General features: G+C 63.2%; 19 protein-coding genes. 17 read left to right on the top strand and 2 right to left on the bottom strand.

Annotation, left to right across the window (positions count from 1 at the left end):
• The first annotated feature begins 95 nt into the window (after positions 1–95).
• The 5 genes from dgcA (at position 96) to P3C18_RS13075 (ending at position 6,702) form a co-directional block, all read left to right on the top strand.
• Positions 96–2,156, top strand: coding sequence for a dimethylglycine demethylation protein DgcA (dgcA, locus tag P3C18_RS13055; RefSeq protein WP_275962274.1), 2,061 nt, complete (start codon positions 96–98; stop codon positions 2,154–2,156).
• 157 nt (positions 2,157–2,313) lie between these two features.
• Entirely contained in the window at positions 2,314–4,293 is a 1,980-nt protein-coding gene (gene dgcB / locus P3C18_RS13060; protein WP_275962275.1) for a dimethylglycine demethylation protein DgcB, read from the top strand.
• Positions 4,290–5,513: an electron transfer flavoprotein subunit alpha/FixB family protein gene (locus P3C18_RS13065; RefSeq protein WP_275962276.1), complete on the top strand. Its 1,224-nt coding sequence runs from the start codon at positions 4,290–4,292 to the stop codon at positions 5,511–5,513. Before dgcB ends, P3C18_RS13065 begins: the two co-directional genes overlap by 4 nt.
• A 144-nt stretch (positions 5,514–5,657) precedes the next feature.
• A complete protein-coding gene (locus P3C18_RS13070; protein WP_275962277.1) occupies positions 5,658–6,431 on the top strand; it encodes an electron transfer flavoprotein subunit beta in 774 nt (257 codons plus the stop codon).
• 25 nt (positions 6,432–6,456) lie between these two features.
• On the top strand, positions 6,457–6,702 hold the full coding sequence (locus tag P3C18_RS13075) for a hypothetical protein (RefSeq protein ID WP_090379281.1): 246 nt from the start codon (positions 6,457–6,459) through the stop codon (positions 6,700–6,702).
• On the opposite strand, the gene P3C18_RS13080 is transcribed toward P3C18_RS13075, so the two are convergent.
• Positions 6,699–7,742, bottom strand: coding sequence for a low specificity L-threonine aldolase (locus tag P3C18_RS13080; protein WP_275962279.1), 1,044 nt, complete (start codon positions 7,740–7,742; stop codon positions 6,699–6,701). The genes P3C18_RS13075 and P3C18_RS13080 overlap by 4 nt on opposite strands.
• A gap of 276 nt (positions 7,743–8,018) precedes the next feature.
• On the opposite strand from P3C18_RS13080, the gene glyA reads away from it, so the two are divergent.
• From glyA to torT, 8 genes are all read left to right on the top strand, one after another.
• Positions 8,019–9,272 carry a serine hydroxymethyltransferase gene (gene glyA, locus P3C18_RS13085; RefSeq protein WP_275962281.1) on the top strand — a complete coding sequence of 418 codons (1,254 nt, stop codon included), beginning with the start codon at positions 8,019–8,021 and terminating at the stop codon, positions 9,270–9,272.
• A gap of 106 nt (positions 9,273–9,378) precedes the next feature.
• Positions 9,379–10,629 (top strand): sarcosine oxidase subunit beta family protein, encoded by a 1,251-nt coding sequence (locus P3C18_RS13090; RefSeq protein ID WP_275962282.1) that lies wholly within the window; start codon positions 9,379–9,381, stop codon positions 10,627–10,629.
• A gap of 12 nt (positions 10,630–10,641) precedes the next feature.
• A complete protein-coding gene (locus P3C18_RS13095; RefSeq protein ID WP_275962283.1) occupies positions 10,642–10,968 on the top strand; it encodes a sarcosine oxidase subunit delta in 327 nt (108 codons plus the stop codon).
• Entirely contained in the window at positions 10,965–13,985 is a 3,021-nt protein-coding gene (locus P3C18_RS13100; protein ID WP_275962284.1) for a sarcosine oxidase subunit alpha, read from the top strand. The genes P3C18_RS13095 and P3C18_RS13100 overlap by 4 nt, the downstream gene beginning before the upstream one ends.
• Positions 13,978–14,610, top strand: a complete 633-nt coding sequence (gene soxG, locus P3C18_RS13105) for a sarcosine oxidase subunit gamma family protein (protein ID WP_275962285.1) — start codon at positions 13,978–13,980, stop codon at positions 14,608–14,610. Before P3C18_RS13100 ends, soxG begins: the two co-directional genes overlap by 8 nt.
• A 200-nt stretch (positions 14,611–14,810) precedes the next feature.
• Positions 14,811–15,674 carry a formyltetrahydrofolate deformylase gene (gene purU, locus P3C18_RS13110; RefSeq protein ID WP_275962286.1) on the top strand — a complete coding sequence of 288 codons (864 nt, stop codon included), beginning with the start codon at positions 14,811–14,813 and terminating at the stop codon, positions 15,672–15,674.
• A gap of 143 nt (positions 15,675–15,817) precedes the next feature.
• Positions 15,818–17,017: a formaldehyde dehydrogenase, glutathione-independent gene (fdhA, locus tag P3C18_RS13115; RefSeq protein ID WP_275962287.1), complete on the top strand. Its 1,200-nt coding sequence runs from the start codon at positions 15,818–15,820 to the stop codon at positions 17,015–17,017.
• 126 nt (positions 17,018–17,143) lie between these two features.
• Positions 17,144–18,175: a TMAO reductase system periplasmic protein TorT gene (gene torT / locus P3C18_RS13120; RefSeq protein ID WP_275962288.1), complete on the top strand. Its 1,032-nt coding sequence runs from the start codon at positions 17,144–17,146 to the stop codon at positions 18,173–18,175.
• A gap of 21 nt (positions 18,176–18,196) precedes the next feature.
• On the opposite strand, the gene P3C18_RS13125 is transcribed toward torT, so the two are convergent.
• Positions 18,197–19,090 (bottom strand): acyltransferase, encoded by an 894-nt coding sequence (locus P3C18_RS13125; protein ID WP_275962289.1) that lies wholly within the window; start codon positions 19,088–19,090, stop codon positions 18,197–18,199.
• 181 nt (positions 19,091–19,271) lie between these two features.
• Between P3C18_RS13125 and P3C18_RS13130 the strand changes: the two genes are divergently transcribed.
• The 4 genes from P3C18_RS13130 (at position 19,272) to creC (ending at position 25,248) form a co-directional block, all read left to right on the top strand.
• On the top strand, positions 19,272–20,498 hold the full coding sequence (locus P3C18_RS13130) for an HD-GYP domain-containing protein (protein WP_275962290.1): 1,227 nt from the start codon (positions 19,272–19,274) through the stop codon (positions 20,496–20,498).
• 174 nt (positions 20,499–20,672) lie between these two features.
• Positions 20,673–22,703, top strand: coding sequence for a methyl-accepting chemotaxis protein (locus P3C18_RS13135; RefSeq protein ID WP_275962291.1), 2,031 nt, complete (start codon positions 20,673–20,675; stop codon positions 22,701–22,703).
• A 434-nt stretch (positions 22,704–23,137) separates the two neighbouring features.
• Positions 23,138–23,824 (top strand): two-component system response regulator CreB, encoded by a 687-nt coding sequence (gene creB / locus P3C18_RS13140; RefSeq protein WP_275962292.1) that lies wholly within the window; start codon positions 23,138–23,140, stop codon positions 23,822–23,824.
• On the top strand, positions 23,824–25,248 hold the full coding sequence (creC, locus tag P3C18_RS13145) for a two-component system sensor histidine kinase CreC (protein WP_275962293.1): 1,425 nt from the start codon (positions 23,824–23,826) through the stop codon (positions 25,246–25,248). The genes creB and creC overlap by 1 nt, the downstream gene beginning before the upstream one ends.
• Positions 25,249–25,542 lie beyond the last annotated feature (294 nt).

Raw genomic sequence — 25,542 nt, forward strand, 5'->3', positions numbered from 1 at the left:
ATACCGTGCGTGGGAGGGGCTTTAGCCGCGACAGCATCGCCGCTAAAGCGCCTCCCACAGTGAAACGCTAGGCCGTTTACCGTGAGGATGCCGTAATGGCTTTCGAGGCAATGTTCCAGCCGATTCAAATCGGCAAGCTGACCATCCGCAACCGCGTGCTCAGCACCGCGCACGCCGAGGTGTATGCCACCGACGGCGGCATGACCACCGAGCGCTATATCAAGTATTACGAAGAGAAGGCCAAGGGCGGTATCGGCCTGGCGATCTGCGGCGGCTCCTCGGTGGTGGCCATCGACAGCCCGCAGCAGTGGTGGAGCTCGGTCAACTTATCGACCGACCGGATCATCCCGCACTTCCAGAACCTCGCCGACGCCATGCACAAGCACGGCGCCAAGATCATGATCCAGATTACCCATATGGGCCGCCGCTCACGCTGGGATGGCTTCCACTGGCCGACCCTGATGTCGCCGTCGGGTATCCGTGAGCCGGTGCACCGCGCCACCTGCAAGACCATCGAGGTCGAGGAAATCTGGCGGGTGATCGGCAACTACGCCCAGGCTGCACGCCGGGCGAAAGAAGGCGGCCTGGATGGCATTGAGCTGTCCGCCGTGCACCAGCATATGATCGACCAGTTCTGGTCGCCGCGGGTGAACAAGCGCACCGACGAATGGGGCGGCACCTTCGAGGGCCGCATGAAATTCGGCCTGGAAGTATTGAAAGCCGTGCGCGCCGAGGTCGGTGACGACTTCTGCGTCGGCATGCGCATCTGCGGTGACGAATTCCACCCGGATGGCCTGTCCCATGAGGACATGAAGCAGATCGCCAAGTACTACGACGATACCGGCATGATCGACTTTATCGGCGTGGTCGGCTCGGGCTGCGACACCCACAACACCCTGGCCAACGTCATCCCCAACATGAGCTACCCGCCGGAGCCGTTCCTGCATCTGGCGGCCGGCATCAAAGAAGTGGTCAAGGCCCCGGTCCTGCACGCACAGAACATCAAGGACCCCAATCAGGCCACGCGCATTCTCGAAGGCGGCTATGTCGATATGGTCGGCATGACCCGCGCGCACATCGCCGACCCGCATCTGATCGCCAAGATCAAGATGGGCCAGGTCGACCAGATCAAACAGTGCGTCGGCGCCAACTACTGCATTGACCGCCAATACCAGGGCCTCGACGTGCTCTGTATCCAGAACGCCGCCACCAGCCGCGAATATATGGGCCTGCCGCATATCATCGAGAAAACCAGCGGGCCGAAGCGCAAGGTGGTGATCGTTGGCGGCGGCCCGGCCGGGATGGAAGCCGCACGCGTTGCCGCTGAACGTGGCCATGACGTGACCCTGTTCGAGAAGAAGGACAGCCTCGGTGGGCAGATCAGCCTGGCGGCCAAGGCACCGCAGCGTGATCAGATGGCCGGCATCACCCGCTGGTTCCAGCTGGAACTGGCGCGCCTGAATATCGACCTGCGCCTGGGCACCGGCGCGGACGAGGCGAGCATCATGGACCTGCGCCCGGATATCGTGGTGCTGGCCAACGGTGGTCATCCCTTTATCGAGCAGAACGAACACTGGGGCGCGGCCGAAGGCCTGGTGGTGAGCAGCTGGGACATTCTCGACGGCACGGTCGCCCCCGGCAACAACGTGCTGGTCTACGACACCATCTGCGAGTTCACCGGTATGTCGGTGGCTGACTTTATCGCCGAGAAGGGCGCCAAGGTGGAGATCGTCACCGACGACATCAAGCCGGGCGTGGCCATTGGCGGCACCAGCTTCCCGACCTATTACCGCAGCCTGTACCCGAAAGAAGTGATCATGACCGGCGACCTGATGCTGGAAAAGGTCTACCGCGAAGGCGACAAGCTGGTGGCGGTGCTGGAGAACGAATACACCGGCGCGAAAGAAGAGCGGGTGGTCGATCAGGTGGTGGTGGAAAACGGCGTGCGTCCCGATGAGCGTCTGTACTACGCGCTCAAGGAAGGCTCGCGCAACAAGGGGCAGATCGACGTGGAAGCGCTGTTTGCCATTCAGCCGCAGCCTTGTTTATCCGAAGCGGGCGACGGCTATCTGCTGTTCCGCATCGGCGACTGCGTGGCCCAGCGCAACACCCATGCAGCGATCTATGACGCGCTGCGGTTGTGCAAGGACTTCTGATGCCTGTCTCCCCTCTCCCATTCATGGGAGAGGGGTCGGGGGAGAGGGTGCTTCCTGCGCGAATTTGCGTGCAGCTGCCCCTCTCCCTAGCCCTCTCCCCGCAGGGGCGAGGGGACTGAACCGTGTTGTTTGCCGGTCCCTCTAAGGAGACCAAAGAATGTTAAACACCCTACTCCCCATCCTGCTCTTCGCCGCCCTCGGCCTAGCCGTACTTGGCGCGGCGAAGCGCTTTCTGATGTGGCGCCGTGGCCGTCCGGCTCAGGTCGATTGGCTCGGCGGGCTGCTGGCCATGCCGCGGCGCTATATGGTCGACCTGCACCATGTGGTGGCGCGCGACAAATATATCGCCAACACCCACGTGGCCACCGCCGGCGGTTTTGTCCTGGCCGCGGTGCTGGCGATTCTGGTGCACGGTTTCGGCCTGCATAACCGCATCCTTGGTTTCGCCCTGCTGGGCGCCACGGCGCTGATGTTCGGCGGTGCGCTGTTTATCGCCAAACGCCGCCTCGACCCGCCGTCGCGGCTGTCGAAAGGCCCGTGGATGCGCCTGCCGAAAAGCCTGCTGATGTTTGCCGGCAGCTTCTTTATCGCCACGCTTCCTGTTGCCGGCATCCTGCCAGTCGATTTTGGCGGCTGGATTCTCGCGCTGCTGCTGACCGTCGGCGTGGCCTGGGGTGTGTCCGAGCTGTTCTTCGGCATGACCTGGGGCGGGCCGATGAAGCATGCCTTTGCCGGTGCACTGCATCTGGCCTGGCATCGCCGCGCTGAACGCTTTGGCGGTGGCCGTTCCACCGGCTTGAAAGCCCTTGATCTGGATAACCGCAACGCCCCACTGGGCGTGGAAAAGCCTACGGATTTCACCTGGAACCAGCTGCTTGGCTTCGATGCCTGCGTGCAGTGCGGCAAGTGCGAGGCGGCCTGCCCGGCCTTCGCCGCCGGTCAGCCGTTGAATCCGAAAAAGCTGATTCAGGACATGGTGGTCGGCCTGGCCGGCGGTACCGATGCCAAGTTTGCTGGTTCGCCCTACCCATCCCTTGACGGCAGTGGCAAACCCATTGGCGAGCACAGCGGCGGCCCACATCTGCCAATCGTCAATCTGAATGGCAAAGCCCTGGTCGATGCCGAAACGCTGTGGTCGTGCACCACCTGCCGCGCCTGTGTCGAGGAATGCCCGATGATGATCGAGCACGTCGATGCCATCGTCGATATGCGCCGCCATCTCACGCTGGAGAAAGGTGCTACGCCCAACAAGGGCGCCGAGGTGCTGGACAACCTGATCGCCACCGATAACCCCGGCGGCTTCAACCCCGGTGGGCGACTGAACTGGGCGGCGGATTTGAACCTGCCGCTGATGAGCGATACGCAGCAGGTTGATGTGCTTTTCTGGGTCGGTGATGGCGCCTTCGATATGCGTAACCAGCGCACCCTGCGCGCATTCGTCAAAGTGCTGAAAGCCGCCAAGGTCGACTTCGCGGTGCTCGGCCTGGAAGAACGCGACAGCGGCGACGTGGCCCGCCGTCTTGGCGATGAGGCGACGTTCCAGCTGCTGGCCAAACGCAATATCGCCACCCTGGCCAAGTATCAGTTCAAGCGCATCGTCACCTGCGACCCGCACAGTTTCCATGTGTTGAAAAACGAATACGGTGAGCTGGGCGGTCGCTACCAGGTGCTGCACCACAGCACCTATATGGATGAGCTGATCACCGGTCAGAAACTCAACCTTGGCACCCACAAGGGTGGCTCGGTCACCTACCACGACCCGTGCTACCTGGGCCGCTACAACGGTGAGTACGAAGCACCGCGTAATGTGCTGAATGCCATCGGCATTGAGGTCAAGGAAATGCAGCGCTCCGGCTTCCGCTCCCGTTGTTGCGGCGGTGGCGGCGGTGCGCCGATCACCGATATTCCCGGCAAGCAGCGCATCCCCGATATGCGCATGGTCGATATCAAAGAGACCGCCGCCGAGCTGGTCGCCGTGGGTTGCCCGCAGTGCACCGCGATGCTCGAAGGCGTGGTCGGTCCGCGTCYGGAGGTCAAGGATATTGCCGAGCTGGTGGCCGATGTATTGATTGAGGGCGTGGTCGAGGTGAAGCAGCCTGCGCTGGCCCCGCGTGAAGTAGCCGAGGTAAGCCCATGAGCGACCTGATCCGCCGTGATCCACGGGCTGAATGGATAGCGCGCAATCGCCTGCATCCGCTGCATGCCGCCGCGCAACCGGCCGTGGCCAGCTGGCTGAGCGCCGCCGGAGTGCTGCGCAAGAATCCTCATGCGGTGGGCTTTGTCGGCCCCAACGGCATTAAACGCATCGACCGCTCCGGCGCGCAGCAAGGCGGCGTGGCCAAGCGTTCGACGGCCAGTGCCGTGGTGCAATTGCCGCTGCATGTGGTCGAGCAACCCACCTTCTACATCGCCGTGGTGCCGGATATGGTCGGCGGCCGCCTGAGCGCCCATGACAAGGACCTGCTCGGCCTGGCGCACAAGCTGGCCGGCAGCGACGGTGCGGTGGTCACGGTGATCTTTGGTGAACATAAGGAAAGCGCCTTCGACTGCAACGGCGTCGACCGTCTGCTGCAGTTCGCCGATGACGCTTTCGAAGGCTACGCCCCGGAAGCACGGGTACTGGCCCTCGGCGCAGTAGAAAGGCAACTGACACCGCGCCACTGGCTGTTGCCCGATAGCCGCAGCGGTGGTGGTGAATTGGGCCGTCGCCTAGCGGCCAAGCTGGGCGAACGCCCGGCAACGCGGGTTTGGCAGGTGGCCGAGGGCATGGCCAGTGGGCGTGCCGGTGCTGGGCGAGAAGACCTGGTGCAACAAGCGCCTCGCCTGATTCTGGCCGCTGTGGAGTGCGCCGAGCCGGTCAGCGAAACCCGCCATGAAGTCAGGCCGCTGGCGCTCAGTGAGGCGCTGGTCAGCCATTTGCCACGGATTCAGGATTTGGGTGCCGTAGCGGTCGATCCGGCGCAGATCCCCATGGCCGAGGCCGAATTTATTCTCTCCGGCGGCAACGGCGTGAAGGACTGGGCGCTGTTCCACCAGGTTGCCGCCGCGCTGGGCGCCACCGAAGGCGCCTCGCGGGTGGCGGTGGACGATGGCTTTATGGGCCGCGAGCGCCAGGTCGGCGCGTCCGGCATCTGGGTCACCGCGCGGGTGTATGTGGCCGTGGGCATCAGCGGCGCGATCCAGCACCTGCAAGGTATCGGTGCCTGCGATAAGGTGGTGGCGATCAACCTCGACCCAACCTGCGACATGATCAAGCGCGCTGATCTTTCGGTGATCGGCGAGTCCGCCGCAATTCTGCAGGCGCTGATCGAGCGGGTCGCCGCCCACCGCCAGGGAGGCGCTCGCGATGCTGCCTAAAACGGGGTTCGCAAAATTCTGTGGGAGGGGCTTTAGCCGCGAACGGCTTTCGCGGCTAAAGCCCCTCCCACGGGTATCCAGCTCAGCGGAAGTCTGCGCCATCAACAATCTTCTCCCGGTTCACATCCAGGCTGCGGGTGCACCATGACTGATCTAAATATCGTTGCTCTGGTCTCGGTCGGCGCCCACCCCACCTCGGGCCGTCCGCGCCGCGCCGAGCAGGACGCCCGCGCAGTCGAGCTGGGTTTGCGTCTGGCCGGTGAGCGCTTGCAGGTGTTGCATGCCGGCGATCCGCAGCAGGAGGCGCTGCGCGCTTACCTGGGCATGGGTCTTGCGCAGATCAAGATTCTCGAACAACCGGCGCACAGCGATGCGCTGCCGGTGCTGGCCGACTACCTGGCTGACTCCAGCGCGCAGCTGGTATTGACCGGCAGCCAGGCGGAAACCGGCGAAGGCTCCGGCATGCTGCCTTACCTGCTGGCGGAACAGCTTGGCTGGCCGCTGGTGGTCGGGCTGGCGGCGGTGGAGCAGGTCAGTAATGGTGTGGCCCAGGTGCTGCAAGCCTTGCCGCGCGGCCAGCGCCGGCGCTTGCAGGTGCGTCTGCCGTTTGTCGCCAGCGTGGATAACGCGGCGCCCGTCGCGCGGCAGAGTGCCTTCGGCCCGGCGCGGCGGGGCCTGTTGACCGCCGAAGAGGTGGAATTGGTTGCCGATCCGCTGTTTGCCAGCGCGCAACTGCAACCGGCGAAACCCCGGCCCAAGCGCCTCAAGGTGATCAAGGCCAAGACCGGCGCCGAACGCATGAAAGCCGCTACCGCCAAAGCGTCGGGCGGCGGTGGGCAGGTGCTCAAGGATGTCTCGCCGCAAGCGGGCGCGGAGGCTATCTTCAAATTGCTGTTGGAAGAAGGCGTGCTGCGCTAGCACGCCACCAAAGGAGGAATTGATCATGATGCACGCCGACCTGATCGATCAGGAGGACCTACGCGAACGCCTGGTGGCGCTGGGGCTGTCGATTCCACCCGGCGTTACCGCCGAGCAGGCCTGCGAGCATGCCGTCAGCGGCCTGAGTCCGGAGCGAGCGGTGGCGCTGCGGCGCCTGGTGGAGGAATTATTGGGTGGCAGCGCGACGCTGCTGCCGAATGTGCGCGAGGCGATCTCGCGCACTTTGTTACCAGCGCTTGTGCCTCGTTAACTCGCCGCCATGGCCTGGCGAATATCCGCTGCCAGCTGGCGTACTCGCGCTTCGTCGGTGTCCCAGGAGCACATAAAGCGTGCGCCACCGGCCCCGATAAAGGTGTAGAAGCGCCAGCCCTGGCCGCGCAGGATTTCCAGCGCCGCTTCCGACATCTGCAGGAACACGCCGTTTGCCTGCACCGGGAACATCAAGCTGACCCCCGGAATGTCGCTGACCAGCTCGGCGAGCAGCTGCGCGCAGCGGTTGGCGTGCTGGGCGTATTTCAGCCAGGCATCGTTCTGCAGGATGCCGACCCAGGGCGCCGACAGGTAGCGCATCTTCGAGGCCAACTGGCCGGCCTGCTTGCAGCGGTAGTCGAAGTCGACCGCCAGCTCCTTGTTGAAGAACAGGATCGCCTCACCCACGGCCATGCCGTTCTTGGTGCCACCAAAACACAGTACATCCACACCAGCCTTCCAGGTCAGCTCGGCCGGGCTGCAGCCTAGAAAGGCGCAGGCGTTGGAGAAGCGCGCGCCGTCCATATGCAGGTGCAGACCCAGCTCGCGGCACACCGTGCTGATCGCCCGCACTTCATCCGGGCTGTAAACGGTGCCGACTTCCGTGGCCTGGGTCAGGGTCACGACCCGTGGCTTGGGGTAGTGGATGTCCTGGCGCTTGAGGGCGATGTCACGAATTGCTTCGGGGGTCAGCTTGCCGTTTTCGGTCTTGGCCAGCAGCAGCTTGGAACCGTTGGAGAAGAACTCCGGCGCGCCGCATTCGTCGGTTTCGACGTGGGCGGTCTCCGAGCAGATTACGCTGTGGTAGCTCTGGCACAACGACGCCAGGGCCAGGGAGTTGGCCGCCGTGCCGTTAAAGGCGAAAAACACTTCACAGTCAGTTTCAAACAGGCGGCGGAAATGGTCGGCGGCGCGCGCCGTCCATTCGTCGTCGCCGTAGGCACGCTGGTGGCCCTGATTGGCTTCGGCCATGGCTGCCCAGGCTTCCGGGCAGATACCGGAGTAGTTGTCGCTGGCGAATTGTTGCGAGAGATCGGGCATGGCGCTGTTCCTTGTCTGCAGACCTTGAGCATTTTGGGATGCCTCTACTGTATCTGCGGTCACGCTGCCGTGCAGATACCAGGGCGACATCCTCTGCCATGCAGGCGAAGCGGTAACGCTACCTACGCAATTGCGACGCGTGCATGTCGCAAACGCAATCCCCCGTGGCGTGCCTAGGCATCTGGCGCTGCAGGGCGAGTCATACCATCGCTAGCAACTGGGGCTCGTTCCCCGATCGACCAGATGCGCCGCAGCGGCTGCCGTAGGAGATTCGCGATGTTCAGCAAGCACGACCAGATTCAGGGTTACGACGATGAGTTGCTCAGCGCGATCAACGCCGAGGAAAGCCGTCAGGAACATCATATCGAGCTGATCGCCTCGGAAAATTACACCAGCCAGCGGGTGATGGAGGCGCAGGGCAGCGGCCTGACCAACAAGTACGCCGAAGGCTATCCGGGCAAGCGTTATTACGGCGGTTGCGAGCATGTCGATGTGGTCGAGCAGCTGGCCATCGACCGCGCCAAGGCGCTGTTCGGCGCCGATTACGCCAACGTCCAGCCACACTCCGGCTCGTCGGCCAACAGCGCGGTGTACCTGGCGCTGATCAATGCTGGCGACACCATCCTCGGCATGAGCCTGGCCCACGGCGGCCACCTGACCCACGGCGCCAAGGTGTCGTCCTCGGGCAAGCTGTACAACGCGGTGCAGTACGGCATCGACACCGCCACTGGCCTGATCGATTACGACGAAGTTGAGCGCCTGGCCGTCGAGTGCCAGCCGAAGATGATCGTTGCCGGTTTCTCCGCCTACTCGAAGACTCTGGATTTCCCACGTTTTCGCGCCATCGCCGACAAGGTCGGGGCGCTGCTGTTTGTCGACATGGCCCACGTCGCGGGCCTGGTCGCCGCTGGCCTGTACCCCAACCCGATTCCGTTCGCCGATGTGGTGACCACCACCACCCACAAGACTCTGCGCGGCCCGCGTGGCGGCTTGATCCTGGCTCGCGCCAATGCCGAGATAGAGAAGAAGCTTAACTCGGCGGTATTCCCCGGTGCCCAGGGCGGCCCGTTGATGCATGTGATCGCGGCCAAGGCGGTGTGCTTCAAGGAAGCCATGGAGCCGGGCTTCAAGGAATACCAAGCGCAGGTGATCAAAAACGCCCAGGCCATGGCCAAGGTGTTTATCGAGCGCGGCTACGACGTGGTTTCCGGCGGCACCGACAACCACCTGTTTCTGGTCAGCCTGATCCGTCAGGGCCTGACCGGTAAAGACGCCGATGCGGCCCTGGGTCGTGCCGGGATCACGGTCAACAAGAACGCCGTGCCGAATGACCCGCAGTCGCCGTTTGTGACTTCGGGCCTGCGTATCGGAACCCCGGCCATCACCACCCGTGGCCTCAAGGAAGCGCAGAGCATCGAGCTGGCCGGTTGGATCTGCAACATCCTCGACCACCTGGGCGATGCCGATGTGGAAGCGCAGGTGGCGACCTTGGCGGCAGGGCTGTGTGCTGACTATCCCGTTTATCGCTGATTGGTAGGGTGGATGTCGCTTTTGACATCCACCGTTGTGGTCATGGTGGATCGGTAAAGCGTGATCCACCCTACGGCTTGCGTGACCCAGATTTCAGGAGCATCCCATGCAACGTTATTCCGGCTTCGGCCTGTTCAAGCACGCGTTCAGCCACCACGAAAACTGGCAGCGCATGTGGCGCAACCCCACGCCCAAGCCGGTGTACGACGTGATCATCGTCGGCGGTGGCGGTCACGGTTTGGCCACGGCCTATTACCTGGCCAAAGAGTTCGGCGTAAAGAACGTCGCGGTGATCGAGAAGGGCTGGCTGGGCGGCGGCAACACCGCGCGCAACACCACCATCGTGCGCTCCAACTACCTGTGGGATGAGTCGGCGCACCTCTACGAGCACGCGATGAAGCTGTGGGAAGGCCTGTCCCAGGACCTCAACTACAACGTCATGTTCAGCCAGCGCGGCGTCTACAACCTGTGCCACACCCTGCAGGACATGCGCGACTCCGAGCGCCGCGTCAGCGCCAACCGCCTTAACGGCGTGGACGGCGAACTGCTGGACGCCAAGCAGGTGGCCGAAGAAATTCCGTATCTGGATTGCAGCAAGAACACCCGCTACCCGGTGATGGGTTCTACCGTGCAGCGCCGTGGTGGTGTGGCTCGCCACGATGCCGTGGCCTGGGGCTATGCCCGCGCCGCCGATGCCCTGGGCGTGGACCTGCTGCAGCAGACCGAAGTGATCGGTTTCCGCAAGGAAAACGGCGTGTGCATCGGCGTGGAAACCAACAAGGGCTTTATCGGCGGCAAGCGCGTCGGCGTGGTCACCGCCGGTAACTCCGGACATATGGCTGGCCTTGCCGGCTTCCGCCTGCCGCTGGAATCCCATCCGCTGCAGGCGCTGGTGTCCGAGCCGATCAAGCCGATTATCGACAGCGTGATCATGTCCAACGCCGTGCACGGCTATATCAGCCAGTCCGACAAGGGCGACCTGGTCATCGGCGCCGGCATCGACGGCTACAACGGCTACGGCCAGCGCGGCTCCTACGGCACCATCGAACACACCCTGCAGGCCATCGTCGAGATGTTCCCGGTGCTCTCGCGGGTGCGCATGAACCGTCAATGGGGCGGCATCGTCGACACCTCGCCGGACGCCTGCCCGATCATCTCCAAGACCCCGGTGCCCAATCTGTTCTTCAACTGCGGCTGGGGCACCGGCGGCTTCAAGGCCACGCCAGGTTCGGGCCACGTGTTCGCGGCCAGCCTGGCCAAGGGCGAAATGCACCCGCTGGCCAAGCCGTTCGCCATGGACCGTTTCCACACCGGCGCATTGATCGACGAGCACGGCGCTGCTGCCGTGGCTCACTAAGAGGGCTTCCCCATGTTGCATATCTTTTGCCCTCACTGCGGCGAACTGCGCTCCGAAGAGGAATTCCACGCCAAGGGCCAGGCGCATATTCCGCGCCCGATGGACCCAGCCGCCTGCACCGATGCCGAGTGGGGCGAGTACCTGTTCTTCCGCGATAACCCGCGCGGCATTCACCACGAGCTGTGGGTGCATTCCGCCGGCTGCCGCAAGTACTTCAACGCCACCCGTCACACGGTGACCTACGAAATTCTCGAAACCTACAAGATCGGCGAGAAGCCCAGCGTCACTGCTGCCGGCACTGCCGAGAAAAAGGCCATCGACCAAGGAGTAACGGCATGAGCCAGGTCAATCGTCTTGCCACAGGCGGCCGCGTCGATCGCAGCCAGCCCCTGACATTCAGCTTCAACGGGCAGAGCTATCAAGGCTTTGCCGGTGACACCCTGGCCGCCGCCTTGCTGGCCAATGGCGTGGATATTGTCGGCCGTAGCTTCAAGTACTCGCGGCCGCGCGGCATCGTTGCCGCCGGCGCCGAAGAGCCGAACGCCGTGCTGCAGATCGGCAGCACCGAAGCGGCGCAGATCCCCAACGTGCGCGCCACTCAGCAGGCGCTGTATGCCGGCCTGGTCGCCAGCAGCACCAACGGCTGGCCGAGCGTAAACACCGACCTGATGGGCATTCTCGGCAAGGTCGGCGGCAAGATGATGCCGCCGGGGTTCTACTACAAAACTTTTATGTACCCGCAGAACCTCTGGCTGACCTACGAAAAATACATCCGTAAGGCCGCAGGTCTGGGTCGTGCGCCGACCGCCGTGGACCCGGACAGCTACGACTACATGAACCAGCACTGCGACGTGCTGGTAGTCGGTGCTGGCCCGGCAGGCCTGGCTGCAGCGTTGGCTGCTGCGCGCAGCGGTGCCCGGGTGATTCTCGCCGATGAGCAGGAAGAGTTCGGCGGCAGCCTGCTCAGCACCCGCGAAACCCTCGACGGTAAACCGGCGGCCGAATGGGCCGCGCAGGTGATTGCCGAGCTGTCCGGCATGCCTGAAGTCACCCTGTTGCCGCGTTCCACGGTCAACGGTTACCACGACCACAACTTCCTCACCATTCACCAGCGCCTGACCGATCACCTCGGTGAAGTCGCGCCGATGGGGATGGTGCGTCAGCGTATGCACCGCGTGCGGGCCACGCGTGTGGTGCTGGCAACCGGTGCCCACGAGCGGCCGCTGGTGTACGCCAACAACGATGTGCCGGGCAATATGCTCGCCGACGCGGTGTCCACCTATGTGCGCCGTTATGGCGTGGCGCCGGGCAAGCAGCTGGTGCTGTCGACCAACAACGATTACGCCTACCGCGTGGTTCTCGACTGGCTCGACGCCGGCCTGCAGGTGGTGGCCGTCGCCGATGCACGCAGCAACCCACGCGGCAGCTGGGTAGAAGAAGCGCGCAAGCGCGGCGTGCGCATCCTTACCGGCAGCGCCGTGGTGGAAGCCGCTGGCAGCAAGCGGGTAACTGCTGCGCGCATCTGCGCCATCGATGTGCAGAGCCATAAAGTCAGCAGCCCGGGTGAAGTGCTCGACTGCGACCTGATCGTCAGCTCTGGCGGTTACAGCCCGGTAGTTCACCTGGCCTCGCATCTGGGCGGCCGGCCGACCTGGCGTGAAGATATTCTGGCCTTTGTGCCCGGCGAGGGCGGCTTCCAGAAGCGCCTGTGCGCCGGTGCGGTGAATGGTGTGTTCGGCCTGGGTGATGCCCTGGCCGATGGTTTCGAGGCCGGTGTCTCGGCAGCTGCCGAAGCCGGCTTCAAGGCGGTTTCCGCCAGCCTGCCGCAGGTGGCAGTGCGCATGGAAGAGCCTTCCCTGGCGCTGTTTCAGGTGCCGCACGACAAGCCGACGGCGCGTGCGCCCAAGCAGTTTGTTGACCTGCAGAACGACGTTACCGCCGCTGGTATTGAGTTGGCGACGCGCGAAGGCTTCGAGTCGGTCGAGCACGTCAAACGCTACACCGCGCTGGGCTTCGGCACCGACCAGGGCAAGCTGGGCAATATCAACGGTCTGGCGATTGCCGCCCGCTCGCTGGGCATCAGCATCCCGCAGATGGGCACCACCATGTTCCGCCCGAACTACACCCCGGTGACCTTCGGCGCGGTGGCCGGCCGCCACTGTGGCGCGCTGTTCGAGCCCAAGCGCTATACCGCAATGCAAAGCTGGCACCTGCAAAACGGTGCCGAGTTCGAGGACGTTGGCCAGTGGAAACGCCCCTGGTATTTCCCCAAGGCCGGTGAAGACCTGCACGCCGCCGTGGCCCGCGAGTGCCTGGCTGTGCGTAACGCGGTGGGCATTCTGGATGCTTCGACGCTGGGCAAGATCGATATTCAAGGCCCGGATGCCCGCGAGTTCCTCAACCGCGTGTACAGCAATGCCTGGACCAAACTGGATGTGGGCAAGGCGCGCTACGGCCTGATGTGCAAGGAAGACGGCATGGTCTTCGACGACGGTGTAACCGCCTGCCTGGCCGACAACCATTTCCTGATGACCACCACCACCGGCGGCGCCGCACGGGTGATGGAGTGGCTGGAGATTTACCACCAGACCGAGTGGCCGGAGCTGAAGGTGTACTTCACTTCGGTCACCGACCACTGGGCGACCATGACCCTGTCCGGCCCCAACAGCCGCAAGCTGCTGGCCGAGGTCACCGACATCGACCTGAACAAGGACGCTTTCCCCTTTATGACCTGGAAGGAAGGCTTGGTTGGCGGTGTGCCGGCGCGGGTGTTCCGCATCTCCTTTACCGGTGAGCTGAGCTATGAAGTCAACGTGCAGGCCGACTACGCCCTGGGCGTGTGGGAAAAGATCATCGAGGCCGGCAAGAAGCATGGCCTGACGCCTTACGGCACCGAGACCATGCACGTGCTGCGCGCCGAGAAGGGCTTCATCATCGTCGGTCAGGACACCGACGGCTCGGTCACCCCAGACGACCTCAATATGGGCTGGTGCGTAGGCCGCACCAAGCCGTTCTCGTGGATCGGCTGGCGTGGCATGAACCGCGAAGACAGCCTGCGCGAAGACCGCAAGCAGCTGGTCGGGCTCAAACCCGTCGACCCCAATAAGGTGTTGCCGGAAGGCGCGCAACTGGTGTTCGACCCGAAACAGACCATCCCGATGCAGATGGTCGGCCACGTCACCTCCAGCTACATGAGCGCGGCGCTGGGCTATTCCTTCGCCATGGGCGTGGTCAAGGGCGGCCTCAAACGCACCGGCGAGCGGGTTTTTGCACCGCTGGCCGATGGCAGCCTGATCGAAGCCGAAATCGTCAGCTCCGTGTTCTATGACCCGAAAGGGGATCGCCAGAATGTCTAATTCGATCAACGTTTATCAGCAACGCCCGGCTGCGGCACATGCCGAATCGCCACTGTTCCACGCCGGCCTTGAACAGCTGGCAGGTAAAGGCTCGGCCAGCGCCGGGGTGACGGTGCGCGAGAAGAAGCTGCTCGGCCACCTGACCCTGCGTGGCGATGGCAAAGACCCGGTGTTTGCCGGCGGCGTACACAAGGCCCTGGGCCTGGAACTGCCGGTGGCACTAACTCTGGTGGCGGCCGGCGACACCTCGCTGCAATGGCTGGCGCCAGATGAGTGGCTGCTGATTGTGCCGAGCGGCAGCGAGTTCGCGGTCGAGCAGAAGCTGCGCGAAGCCTTGGACGGCCAGCACATTTCGATCGTCAACGTCAGCGGCGGTCAGACGCTGCTGGAACTGAGCGGGCCGAAGGTGCGCGAAGTGCTGATGAAGTCCACCAGCTATGACGTGCACCCAAGCAACTTCCCGGTCGGCAAGGCGGTGGGCACCCACTTCGCCAAGTCGCAACTGGTAATCCGCCACACTGCCGAAGACACCTGGGAGCTGCTGATCCGCCGCAGCTTCTCCGATTACTTCTGGCTGTGGCTGCAGGACGCCAGCGCTGAGTACGGCTTGGCGATCAAAGCCTGAACGTAGGGTGGACGACGCTTTTCTCGTCCACCAGAGGCCCGCAAAGGTGGATGGATAAAGCGCCAGCTACGCGCCCCGATCCACCCTACGCCCAGATGGCAACAAACACCCTGTGGGAGGGGCTTTAGCCGCGACTGTTCTCGTGGTTAACGCCGATCGCGGCTAAAGCCCCTCCCACGAGTTCCACCGAGGGACTGACCATGAGCCGCACCCCCGATACTTGGATTCTCACCGCCCACTGCTCGAGCGTGCTCGGCACCGTGGATGCGGTGACGCGCTTTCTGTTCGAGCAGCGCTGCTACGTTACCGAGCACCATTCCTTCGATGATCGTCTGTCGGCGCGCTTCTTTATCCGCGTGGAATTCCGCCAGCCGGATGACTTCGATGAGCAGGCCTTTCGCGCCGGCCTCGACCAGCGCTTGACCGCCTTCGGCATGCAGGTCGAGCTAACCCCGCCGGGCTACCGCGCCAAGGTGGTGCTGATGGTCAGCAAGGCCGACCATTGCCTGAATGACCTGCTCTATCGCCAGCGTATCGGCCACCTGGCGATGGATGTGGTGGCGGTGGTGTCCAACCACCCGGACCTGGAGCCGCTGGCGCGCTGGCACGATATTCCCTACTACCACTTCCCCCTCGACCCGAATGACAAGCCGGCGCAGGAGCGCAAGGTGCTGCAGGTGATCGAGGACAGCGGCGCTGAACTGGTGGTGCTTGCCCGCTATATGCAGGTGCTGTCGCCCGAGCTGTGCCGCCAGCTGGATGGCTGGGCGATCAATATCCACCACTCGCTGCTGCCCGGTTTCAAGGGCGCCAAGCCCTATCACCAGGCCTATGAGAAGGGCGTCAAGCTGGTCGGCGCCACCGCCCACTACATCAACAACGACCTCGACGAAGGGCMGATCATCGCCCAGGGCGTGGAGTCGGTGGATCACGCCCACTACCCCGAAGACCTGATCGCCAAGGGCCGCGATATCGAGTGCCAGACCCTGGCCAAAGCCATCGGCTACCACCTCGAACGGCGGGTGTTTCTTAACGCCAGCCGTACGGTGGTGCTGCACGCCTAAACCGCAACTGCTGAAACCCTCGCTATGGGTGGGACCGACTGCCAAACCCTCGGCCCCACCCGGCAACAGACACAAGCTCCAGTACAAGGCCGCGCGACCGTTGGCTGCGCCTTTGTATTCACAACAAGAAAGGAGAAATACGTATGTCTGGTAATCGTGGCGTCGTCTATCTCGGCGCTGGCAAGGTCGAAGTGCAGAAAATCGACTATCCGAAAATGCAGGACCCGCGCGGTCGCAAGATCGAGCACGGGGTCATCCTGCGCGTGGTCTCCACCAATATCTGTGGCTCCGACCAGCACATGGTGCGCGGCCGTACCACGGCGCAAACCGGCCTGGTACTGGGCCACGAAATCACCGGTGAGGTGATCGAGAAGGGCCGCGACGTGGAGAACCTGAAAATTGGTGATCTGGTTTCGGTGCCGTTCAACGTCGCCTGCGGTCGCTGCCGTTCGTGCAAGGAACAGCACACCGGCGTTTGTCTGTCGGTTAATCCGGCGCGTGCTGGCGGTGCCTACGGTTATGTCGACATGGGCGACTGGACCGGTGGCCAGGCCGAATACGCCATGGTGCCGTATGCCGACTTCAACCTGCTCAAGCTGCCGGATCGCGACAAGGCCATGGAGAAGATCCGTGACCTGACCTGCCTGTCCGACATCCTGCCCACCGGCTACCACGGCGCGGTGACCGCCGGTGTTGGCCCGGGCAGCACCGTGTATATCGCCGGTGCCGGCCCGGTCGGTCTGGCTGCAGCCGCTTCAGCACGCCTGCTTGGCGCGGCGGTGGTGATCGTCGGTGATGTCAATCCCGTGCGTCTGGCCCATGCCAAGGCGGTGGGTTTCGAGATTGCCGACCTGTCCAAAGACACCCCACTGCACGAACAGATCGCTGCGTTACTGGGCGAACCGGAAGTCGATTGTGCGGTGGATGCGGTGGGCTTCGAGGCCCGTGGCCATGGTCACGCAGGCGTGCAGCACGAAGCGCCGGCCACGGTGCTTAATTCGCTGATGGGCGTGGTGCGGGTGGCCGGCAAGATCGGTATTCCCGGTCTGTATGTCACCGAAGATCCGGGCGCAGTCGATGCGGCAGCGAAGATCGGTTCCTTAAGCATCCGCTTCGGTCTGGGCTGGGCCAAATCCCACAGCTTCCACACCGGCCAGACCCCGGTGATGAAGTACAACCGCCAGCTGATGCAGGCGATCATGTGGGACCGCATCAACATTGCCGAAGTGGTCGGCGTGCAGGTGATCAGCCTGGACGATGCGCCGCGTGGTTACGGCGAGTTCGATGCCGGCGTGCCGAAGAAGTTTGTGATTGATCCGCACAAGCTGTTCAGCGCCGCCTGACAGCCATAAGGCATCCTGGCGGGCACGCAGGTGTCCGCCTTCTGGCTGCCGCGTTATGCCCGCAAAAGTGGCTACAGTAAGTGCACGGCACCGCTGTTCAGTGCGCACTTTCCAGGGTCGGATTTCATGCGGGTAATCGTTTTAACCCTCAGTTTGTTGTGCACCACAGGCCTGGTGTCGGCGGCTGACTGGTTCCCAGTCGAAGTTCAGGCCGATGGCCGCACTCAGCTCTATCAGCCCTTACAAAAAGCCGCCAAGCCCTGGCGAATTTGCGCGCTGTTGCCCCACGGCAAAGACCGCTACTGGTGGGGCGTGGCCTGGGGCCTGGATGAAGAGGCCACCCGCCAAGGCGTGCGCCTCGGTATCTATGAAGCCGGTGGCTATGAAAATCCGCAGGTGCAGGCGCAGCAACTGGAGCAGTGCCGGCAACTGGATGCGGATGCCTACATCATTGCCGCCATCAATGCTCAGGCGCTCTGCGGCGCCATCGCCGCCCTGGTCGAGCAGGGTAAACCGGTGGTGGAGCTGGTGAACGGCAGCGATTGCCCCGGTTTGAGTGCCAATTCCAATGTGGACTTTGCCGACATGTTGCGTGCTGCGCTGGGCTATATCGAACAGCATCGCCCTGCCGGGCCATACAGTCTGGGCTGGTTGCCGGGGCCACAAGGGGCGGGCTGGGTCGAGGATCTGGAGCGTGCGCTGCGTGAGGCGCAGCAGGCCGGGCGTATGCGCGTTGAACATGCTGGCTATGCCCCGGTGGATCGCGCCAGCCAGGCGCAACTGGTGCGCGAGCTGCTCAGGCAGCATCCGCACCTCGACTACTTGTTGGGCAACGCCGAGGCGGCCGGTTTTGCCGCCCAGCTGGTGCAGACCTCCGGGCAGAACTACCGGGCGCAGGTACTGGCCACCTACACCACTGAGCGGATTATCGAGCAGATTCGCGACGGCTTTATTGTCGCCGCGCCAACCGACTCACCGGTTTTGCAGGCGCGCATCGCGGTCGATCTGGCCGTGCGTGTGCTGGAAGATCAGCCCCATGCGCGGCAGGTCAGCCCGATGATCCAGATGCTCGATCAGGCCAGCCTGACGCAGTTCGACATCAGCCGCCTGATGCCGCCGCCCGAGCACTGGATGATTCGCCGTGAGCTGCCTGAGTAGTTGAGTGGCAGCGGTGTCTGGTCAGATGGACTGTTCCGCGCGTATTGCCGCTATCCGCGCATCTTTGTCTTGCCACAGTTTCGTCACCCAGCTCTGCACAAATTGGCGAAATACCGGGTCGTTCTCGTAATCGCCTTGCCACAGCGCCGGGTCGAGGTCGCGGGTTTGAATGTCGACGATGACCTTGTCTACCTGACCGCTGATCAAATCCCAGAAACCGGGAATGCGTTTGCCCGGATACACCAGCGTCACGTCCAGCACGGTGTCCAGCTGTTCGCCCAGTGCCGCCAGGACAAAAGCCACGCCACCGGCTTTCGGCTTGAGCAGATACTGATAGGGCGAGCCCTGCTGCGCTTGCTTTGCCGGGGTGCAGCGGGTGCCTTCGAGGTAGTTGACCACGGTCACCGGCAGGTCCTTGAACTTCTCGCAGGCGCGTTTGGTGATCTCCAGGTCCTGGCCTTTGAGTTCGGGGTGCTTGGCCAGAAACGCCTTGGAGTAGCGACGCATAAAGGGGTAATCCAGCGCCCAGAACGCCAGGCCAAGAAAAGGCACCCAGATCAGCTGCTGCTTGAGGAAGAACTTGAAGTAGGGCGTCTTGCGGTTGAATGCCTGCACCAGGGCGGGAATATCGACCCAGGACTGGTGGTTGCTGATCACCAGGTAGGAGGTGCTCTGGCGCAGGTCGGCACTGCCGCGAATATCCCAGTGCACCGGTAGCAGCGTGGCGAAGATCAGCTTGTTGATCTCCGCCCAGGTTTCCGCCACCCACATCACCCCGCGCGAGCTGGCGGTTTTCAGCGCTTTGCCGGGCAGGATGAACTTGCCAAGGGCGATCAGCAGCAGCGGGCCGATCAGTGTCAGCGTGTTGAGGAGCAACAGAATAATGACGCTAAGACCGGTCAACAGGCGGCGCATGGCAACTCCTTAGGGTGCGCTTGAGCGGCAATGATAAGCAGTCGTGGCAAGGCTTCCAAGCCGTCCATCGGCGACCAATGTCCTATGGCCATTAGTTGCTGCAGGTCAGCATAATGCCGGCGATTGTTCATCTACGCTTGTCTGACAATCACCGGGTTACTTTCTCGTCCGAGTGCAATCCATGTTGAAGTGCATTGCTGTGGCCGACGTGCGCGTCGGTATGTATATCCACGAGTTCTGTGGCGCATGGATGGACCACCCCTTCTGGAAATCCAAGTTCCTTCTCAACTCTGAAAAAGACCTGCAGCGGATCAAGGCCAGCAGCATCGGCGAGTTGTGGATTGATGTCAGCAAGGGCCTGGATGTTGCGGTTGGCACCGTCAGCGTCAGCCCCGAGGAAGTCGCCGCCGAAGCCGAGGCCGCCCTGTTGGCTGCGGTGCAGAGCCCGCCGGTCAACCTGGCGGTGTCGATGGAAGATGAGGTGCAGCGTGCGGTGAAACTCTGCGCCCGCTCCAAGGCCGCGGTGGTCAGCATGTTTGGCGATGCGCGCATGGGCCAGGCGTTGCAGTTTGAGCAGGCCGGCGAGCTGGTCGAGGAGATTTCCGATTCGATCATGCGCCACCCCAATGCGTTGATCAGCCTGGCGCGGCTGAAGCATGCCGATGAATACACCTATATGCACTCGGTGGCGGTCTGCGCCTTGATGATTGCCTTGGCGCGCAATTTGGGCCTGAACGAGGGCCAGGTGCGCGAAGCTGGGCTGGCCGGGCTGCTGCATGACATCGGCAAGATGGCGATTCCTAACGATGTGCTGAACAAGCCGGGCAAGCTCACTGACAATGAGTTCGCCACCGTACGCAACCACCCCGAAGCCGGCTCGCGCATGCTGATTGAGAGCAAGCAGGTCAGCGCGCTGGTGCTGGATGTGTGCCTGCACCACCACGAAAAGGTCGATGGTACGGGTTACCCGCATCGTCTGGCCGGTGAGCAGATCAGCCTGTACGCGCGTATGGGCGCGGTGTGCGACGTGTACGACGCGATCACCTCCAACCGGCCGTACAAGCAGGGTTGGGACCCGGCCGAGTCGATCCGCAAGATGGCCGAGTGGAAGGGCCATTTTGACCCCGTGGTATTCCAGGCCTTCGTTAAAACCGTGGGCATCTACCCGGTGGGTTCGCTGGTGCGTCTGGAGAGCGGGCGTATCGGCGTGGTGATGGAGCAGCAGGCCAAGTCGCTGCTTGCGCCGAGGGTCAAGGTGTTCTTCTCGGCCAGATCGAAAACCCCGATCCCGCAGGAAATTCTCGATCTGAGCAAGCTGGTCGGGCGCGACAAGATCGTCGGCCGCGAGTCCGCCGAGGAGTGGGGCTTTCGCCAGGTCGACGAACTCTGGAGCGGCATTCCCAGTTAGGTTTTCTAGGCCGAGCGGAACAGCTCTCCGACCGACTAACGGCCGTGCTCCGGTCACTCATCTATGCTCATTAAACATTACCGCCTGCAGGCGCGCTGCTTGGGCGTGCTTCTTGCTTGAAGTTTTGCTTTGGCGCGCCCCTGAAGTTGGCGCGCTCAACAGGTTGAGGTGTGTATGACTGGAGTACTCAAACCGGGTGTGCGGCTGCTGGAACGTTTCAGCTTTGCGCGCAAGTTTCAGTTGGTGTTTGTCTTGTTCGCCCTGCCGCTGGGCTTTTCCCTGTGGGTGATCAGTAGTAATTATCAGGATCGACTCAATTCCATCGACCATGAACTGGAAGGCATCAGTGCCCTGCAGGGCATGGCCGGCGTGCAGCAGGAGCTGATTGAGCAACGCACCTTGCTGTCGCGCTGGAAGGGCACCGAGAAAGCTGCCGAAGCGTTGCTGCGCGAACATGCCAGTGGTCTTGGTCCCACGTTGCAAGCGCTGGAGCCGCCGCTTAAATCCGAGTTGATGAGCGATCAGGCTCGCCAGCATTTGCAGACGCTCAGCGCCAGTCAGGCCGAACTGAGTGTCGATGTGCTGGGTAAGCTGGCCTTGCCCGATGCCCTCGAACGTTACCAAAAGAACCTGCTGAGCCTGCTGGCCCTGCGCGAGCAGGTGGCCACCGACAGTGGGCTGATCCTCGATCCGCAGCTCGACACCTACCTGATGATGGAGCAGCTGACCTACACCTTGCCGCGTCTGCTCGAACAGTTGGGCAGCTTTGCCAGCCAGGGTTATGGCGCCGTGGTGTCGCAGCATTTCACCCTGCAGAGCCGAGTGCTGATCCGCGACCTGCGCCGCAGCCTGGATGAATCGCGCAGCCAGTTGCTCAAGGCCCAGGCCACGCTCAAGTTGGAGGCGCCGCGTGCGATGCGCCAGCTGCAAGGGCCCTATGATGAGGCGCTGCAGGGTTACGAAGCCTTCCTCGCGGGCATCGACCGCGACATGTTCGAGGCCAGCCCGATGGCCCTGACCCCGGAGCAGTTCGTGCAGCGCACCGATGCCCTGCAGGGCCAATTGCTGGCCCTGCAGACTGCGCTGTACCAGCAGTTTGCCGCCAGTCTTGGTGATTACCGGCGCAAGGCCCTGACCGCGATGATCGAAGTGATCGGCGTGTTCAGCGTACTGACCCTGCTGGCGCTGTATGTATTGTTCTGCCTGAACGCCTCGATCCGCCGCAGCACCGCCGGGATCATCCAGGCTGCCGAAGGCCTGCGCGATGGCGATCTGCGCGTGCGCATGCAGGTGCATGGTGAGGACGACCTGGCGAGTATCGCCATGGCGCTGAATACCGCCGTCGGCCAGTTGCGCGACTCCATGCAGGGGGTCAATCAGCAGAGCCAGCAACTGGGCGGCACGGTGCAGATGCTCAACGGCGAGGCGCGCAATGCTCTGGAGTCGGTGGAACAGCAACAGGCGCAGATGAGCCAGATTGCCGCTGCCGCCACCGAAATGGCCGCCACTGCGCAAAGCGTGGCGCAGAGCTGCGAGCAGGCCGCGGTGGAAGCCAGCCAGACCCGCGAGATCGCCAACCAGAGCAACCAGCGCAGCGCGCGTACCAGCGAGAGCATGCGCCAGCTCAGCAGCCGTCTGGGCGACAGCGCCACCACCTTGCAGCAACTGCGCAGCCAGACCGAGCAGATCACCCGGGTGGTGGATGTGATCAAGGGCATCGCTGAGCAGACCAACCTGCTCGCGCTTAACGCCGCCATCGAAGCAGCGCGTGCCGGTGATCAGGGCCGCGGCTTTGCCGTGGTGGCCGACGAGGTGCGTTCGTTGTCGCAACGCACGCAGAACTCCACGGCGGAAATCGCCGAAACCGTGGCCAACCTGCACCGCGTTGTGGGCCAGTCGGTGACCCAGATGGAAGACGCCGTGCGCCAGGCTGAAGGTGATGTTGGCAGCGTGCTGGCCATGGGCGAGGACCTGAATGCCATCGTCGAGTCGGTGCAGCTGGTGACTGATCGCCTGGCACAAATCGCCACCGCCGCCGAGCAACAGGCAGCCACCGCCGATGAAGTCAGCGGCAATATTCAGCAGGTCGATCACGCCGCCAGCGCCCTGCTTGAAGGCGCGCAGGCAGTAAGCAACGCCGCTGAACAGCTGCGTCAGGGCAGTCAGGCGTTGGCGCAGAATACCGCGCGTTTCAAGCTGGACTGAGGGCCTGTCTACGATCTGCTGCGCGTCGGCCCTGCTGCGTTAAAAACAGGCTCGGAAAGCCACTTGTGGCTAGCGCGCTTCAGCGCGACCCCGAAGGGGCGAGTGAAACGAGTAATGCTCATGTACAAAAGTACACTCGCGTGCGAGCCCAGTCCGCTTCCTCGCCTGTTTTGACCAGCCGAAGGCTGTTACTAACGTAGCGCCTTGCAGGACTCTAGCTCGCGAGATCTTTGCTAGGGGCTATGTTTGCAAGGGCTGTCTCGCCCTTGACGCTGGCAGTGCGTAGCCCGGATGTAATCCGGGGCGATCTATCTGCGTCGCCATTCCGGATTACATCCGGGCTACAACAGCTACGTGCAGGGTGATTAGCCATGCTTGACGCTGGCAGCGGCCTGCCGCAGGCTCCTCGCCGAGTTGCCACGAGCAGGACGCCCATGCCGCATATTCTGATTGTCGAAGACGAAGCCGCCATCGCCGACACCCTGATCTTCGCCCTGCAGAGCGAAGGTTTTACCACCACCTGGCTAAGCCTGGCCGAGCAGGCTCTGGCTGAGCAGCAGCGCAACCCGGCTGATCTGCTGATTCTCGATGTCGGCCTGCCGGATATCAGCGGCTTTGAGGCCTGCAAGCGCCTGCGGCGCTTCTCCGAGGTGCCGGTTATTTTCCTAACCGCGCGCAGCGAGGAAATCGACCGCGTGGTGGGCCTGGAAATCGGCGCCGACGATTATGTGGTCAAACCCTTTAGCCCGCGGGAAGTGGCCGCGCGGGTTAAGGCCATCCTCAAGCGCATGGCGCCGCGTGAAGCGCCTGCCGCCAGCCCGGCCAGCACACCCTTCCAGTTGGATATTGAGCGGGTGCAAATCCACTACCACGGCCAGCTCTTGAGCCTTACGCGCCACGAATTCCGCCTGCTGCAAAGCCTGCTGGCGCAGCCCGAACGGGTGTTTTCCCGCGAGCAGTTGCTTGACGGCCTTGGCGTGGCCGCCGATGTCGGCTACGAGCGCACCATCGACAGCCATATCAAAAGCCTGCGCGCCAAGCTGCGTCAGGTGGCCGCTGAAGCCGAGCCGATCCAGACCCACCGTGGCCTGGGTTACAGCTACTCGCCGAGGCACGCCTGATGCCGCTGGGAATTCGCATCTTCCTGGTGTACTTCCTGTTTGTCGGGCTGGCCGGCTGGTTTGTGCTGAGCACGGTGATGGACGAAATCCGCCCCGGCGTGCGCCAGAGCACCGAGGAAACCCTGGTGGACACCGCCAACCTGCTGGCCGAGATTCTGCGTGATGAGGTCAAGGCCGGCCGCCTGCAGCAGAGCCGTCTGCCGGAGTTGCTGCAAGCCTACGGCCAGCGCCAGCCACAGGCGCAGATCTGGGGCGTGGAGAAAACCCAGGTCAACCACCGCATCTATGTCACCGACGCCAACGGCATCGTCCTGCTCGACTCCACGGGGGCGGCGGTGGGCCAGGATTATTCGCGCTGGAACGATGTGCTGCGCACCCTGCGCGGCGAATACGGCGCGCGCTCGACCAAGGAAGACCCGAACGACCCCGATTCCTCTGTGATGTATGTGGCCGCGCCGATCATGGATGGCGCGCAGATCATCGGCGTGGTCTCGGTGGCCAAACCTAATCGCACCCTGCAGCCCTATATCGAGCGCTCCGAGCAGCGCCTGGCCTGGCTTGGTGGTGGCTTGATCGTGCTCGGTCTGTTGATCGGTGCGCTGCTGTCCTGGTGGCTTAGTGCAGCGCTGCGCAAACTGACCCGTTACGCCCAGGCGGTCAGCGCTGGGCAGCGTGCCGAACTGCCCAGCGTGCGCGGCGGCGAGCTGGCACAGTTGGCTGAAGCCATCGAGCGCATGCGCACCGAGCTGGAAGGCAAGGCCTATGTCGAGCGCTACGTGCACACCCTGACCCACGAGCTGAAAAGCCCGCTGGCAGCAATTCGCGGGGCGGCGGAACTGCTCGATAGCGAGATGCCGGCGCCACAACGGCAGCGCTTTGTCGCCAATATCGAGCAGGAAAGCGCGCGCATGCAGCAACTGATCGAGCGTCTGCTGCACCTGGCTCAGGTCGAACAGCGCCAGGGCCTGGAAGAACAGGTGGCGGTGCCACTGCAGGCGCTGGTCGACTCCCTGCTGCAGGCGCAGATGGCGCGCATCGAAGCGGCCGGTCTGCAAATTGAAAACCGCATTGGCATTGAATTAAGTGCGCGCGGTGAGGCTTTTCTGCTGCGTCAGGCGCTGGCCAATCTGCTGGATAACGCGTTGGACTTCACCCCGCCGGGCGGGCTGATCCGCTTTGACGCGGAGATTCGTGCTGGGCAGATCGAGCTGCGTCTGTTCAACCAGGGCGAGGCGATTCCCGATTACGCCTTGGCACGCCTGAGCGAGCGCTTCTACTCCCTGCCGCGCCCCGGCAGCGGGCGCAAAAGCACCGGCTTGGGTCTGAATTTTGTCGAGGAAGTGATGCAGCTACACGGCGGCGCATTGCATATCGGCAATGTCGCGGGCGGGGTCGAGGCGCAGCTGCGTCTGCCGGGGGGCTGAAATCCGTAGGAGTGGGCCATGCCCGCGAAGAGTCCGTAGCCCGGATGCAATCCGGGGCCGAGTGTCATCGGGCAGCCCATTCCCGGATTACATCCGGGCTACTCGCTGTTGAAATGTCGGATCACCGTAGGGTGGGTTAGCGGTGCCAAGCGACAAACGCTCAGGCGCCGCCATGGTGGTGCGCCGCGTAACCCACCAACCACTATCGCGGCGTTGCGCAGGTGGTGGGTTACGGCGCACCGGGTAGTGCGGGTGCATCGCTATCGGCAGGGCGCGCCTAACCCACCCTACGGA

Source organism: Pseudomonas sp. 1928-m, assembly GCF_029269135.1.
Classification (GTDB): Bacteria; Pseudomonadota; Gammaproteobacteria; order Pseudomonadales; family Pseudomonadaceae; genus Aquipseudomonas.

What these genes read in the sequence shown, in the direction of transcription:
- glyA (WP_275962281.1), top strand. Translation starts at nt 8,019, where the DNA reads ATGTTCAGCAAGCACGACCAGATTCAGGGTTACGACGATGAGTTGCTC.
- P3C18_RS13125 (WP_275962289.1), bottom strand. Translation starts at nt 19,090, where the DNA reads ATGCGCCGCCTGTTGACCGGTCTTAGCGTCATTATTCTGTTGCTCCTC.
- P3C18_RS13075 (WP_090379281.1), top strand. Translation starts at nt 6,457, where the DNA reads ATGATGCACGCCGACCTGATCGATCAGGAGGACCTACGCGAACGCCTG.
- P3C18_RS13065 (WP_275962276.1), top strand. Translation starts at nt 4,290, where the DNA reads ATGAGCGACCTGATCCGCCGTGATCCACGGGCTGAATGGATAGCGCGC.
- fdhA (WP_275962287.1), top strand. Translation starts at nt 15,818, where the DNA reads ATGTCTGGTAATCGTGGCGTCGTCTATCTCGGCGCTGGCAAGGTCGAA.
- P3C18_RS13135 (WP_275962291.1), top strand. Translation starts at nt 20,673, where the DNA reads ATGACTGGAGTACTCAAACCGGGTGTGCGGCTGCTGGAACGTTTCAGC.
- torT (WP_275962288.1), top strand. Translation starts at nt 17,144, where the DNA reads ATGCGGGTAATCGTTTTAACCCTCAGTTTGTTGTGCACCACAGGCCTG.
- creB (WP_275962292.1), top strand. Translation starts at nt 23,138, where the DNA reads ATGCCGCATATTCTGATTGTCGAAGACGAAGCCGCCATCGCCGACACC.
- P3C18_RS13080 (WP_275962279.1), bottom strand. Translation starts at nt 7,742, where the DNA reads ATGCCCGATCTCTCGCAACAATTCGCCAGCGACAACTACTCCGGTATC.
- soxG (WP_275962285.1), top strand. Translation starts at nt 13,978, where the DNA reads ATGTCTAATTCGATCAACGTTTATCAGCAACGCCCGGCTGCGGCACAT.
- dgcA (WP_275962274.1), top strand. Translation starts at nt 96, where the DNA reads ATGGCTTTCGAGGCAATGTTCCAGCCGATTCAAATCGGCAAGCTGACC.
- P3C18_RS13090 (WP_275962282.1), top strand. Translation starts at nt 9,379, where the DNA reads ATGCAACGTTATTCCGGCTTCGGCCTGTTCAAGCACGCGTTCAGCCAC.
- P3C18_RS13100 (WP_275962284.1), top strand. Translation starts at nt 10,965, where the DNA reads ATGAGCCAGGTCAATCGTCTTGCCACAGGCGGCCGCGTCGATCGCAGC.
- P3C18_RS13095 (WP_275962283.1), top strand. Translation starts at nt 10,642, where the DNA reads ATGTTGCATATCTTTTGCCCTCACTGCGGCGAACTGCGCTCCGAAGAG.
- P3C18_RS13070 (WP_275962277.1), top strand. Translation starts at nt 5,658, where the DNA reads ATGACTGATCTAAATATCGTTGCTCTGGTCTCGGTCGGCGCCCACCCC.
- creC (WP_275962293.1), top strand. Translation starts at nt 23,824, where the DNA reads ATGCCGCTGGGAATTCGCATCTTCCTGGTGTACTTCCTGTTTGTCGGG.
- P3C18_RS13130 (WP_275962290.1), top strand. Translation starts at nt 19,272, where the DNA reads ATGTTGAAGTGCATTGCTGTGGCCGACGTGCGCGTCGGTATGTATATC.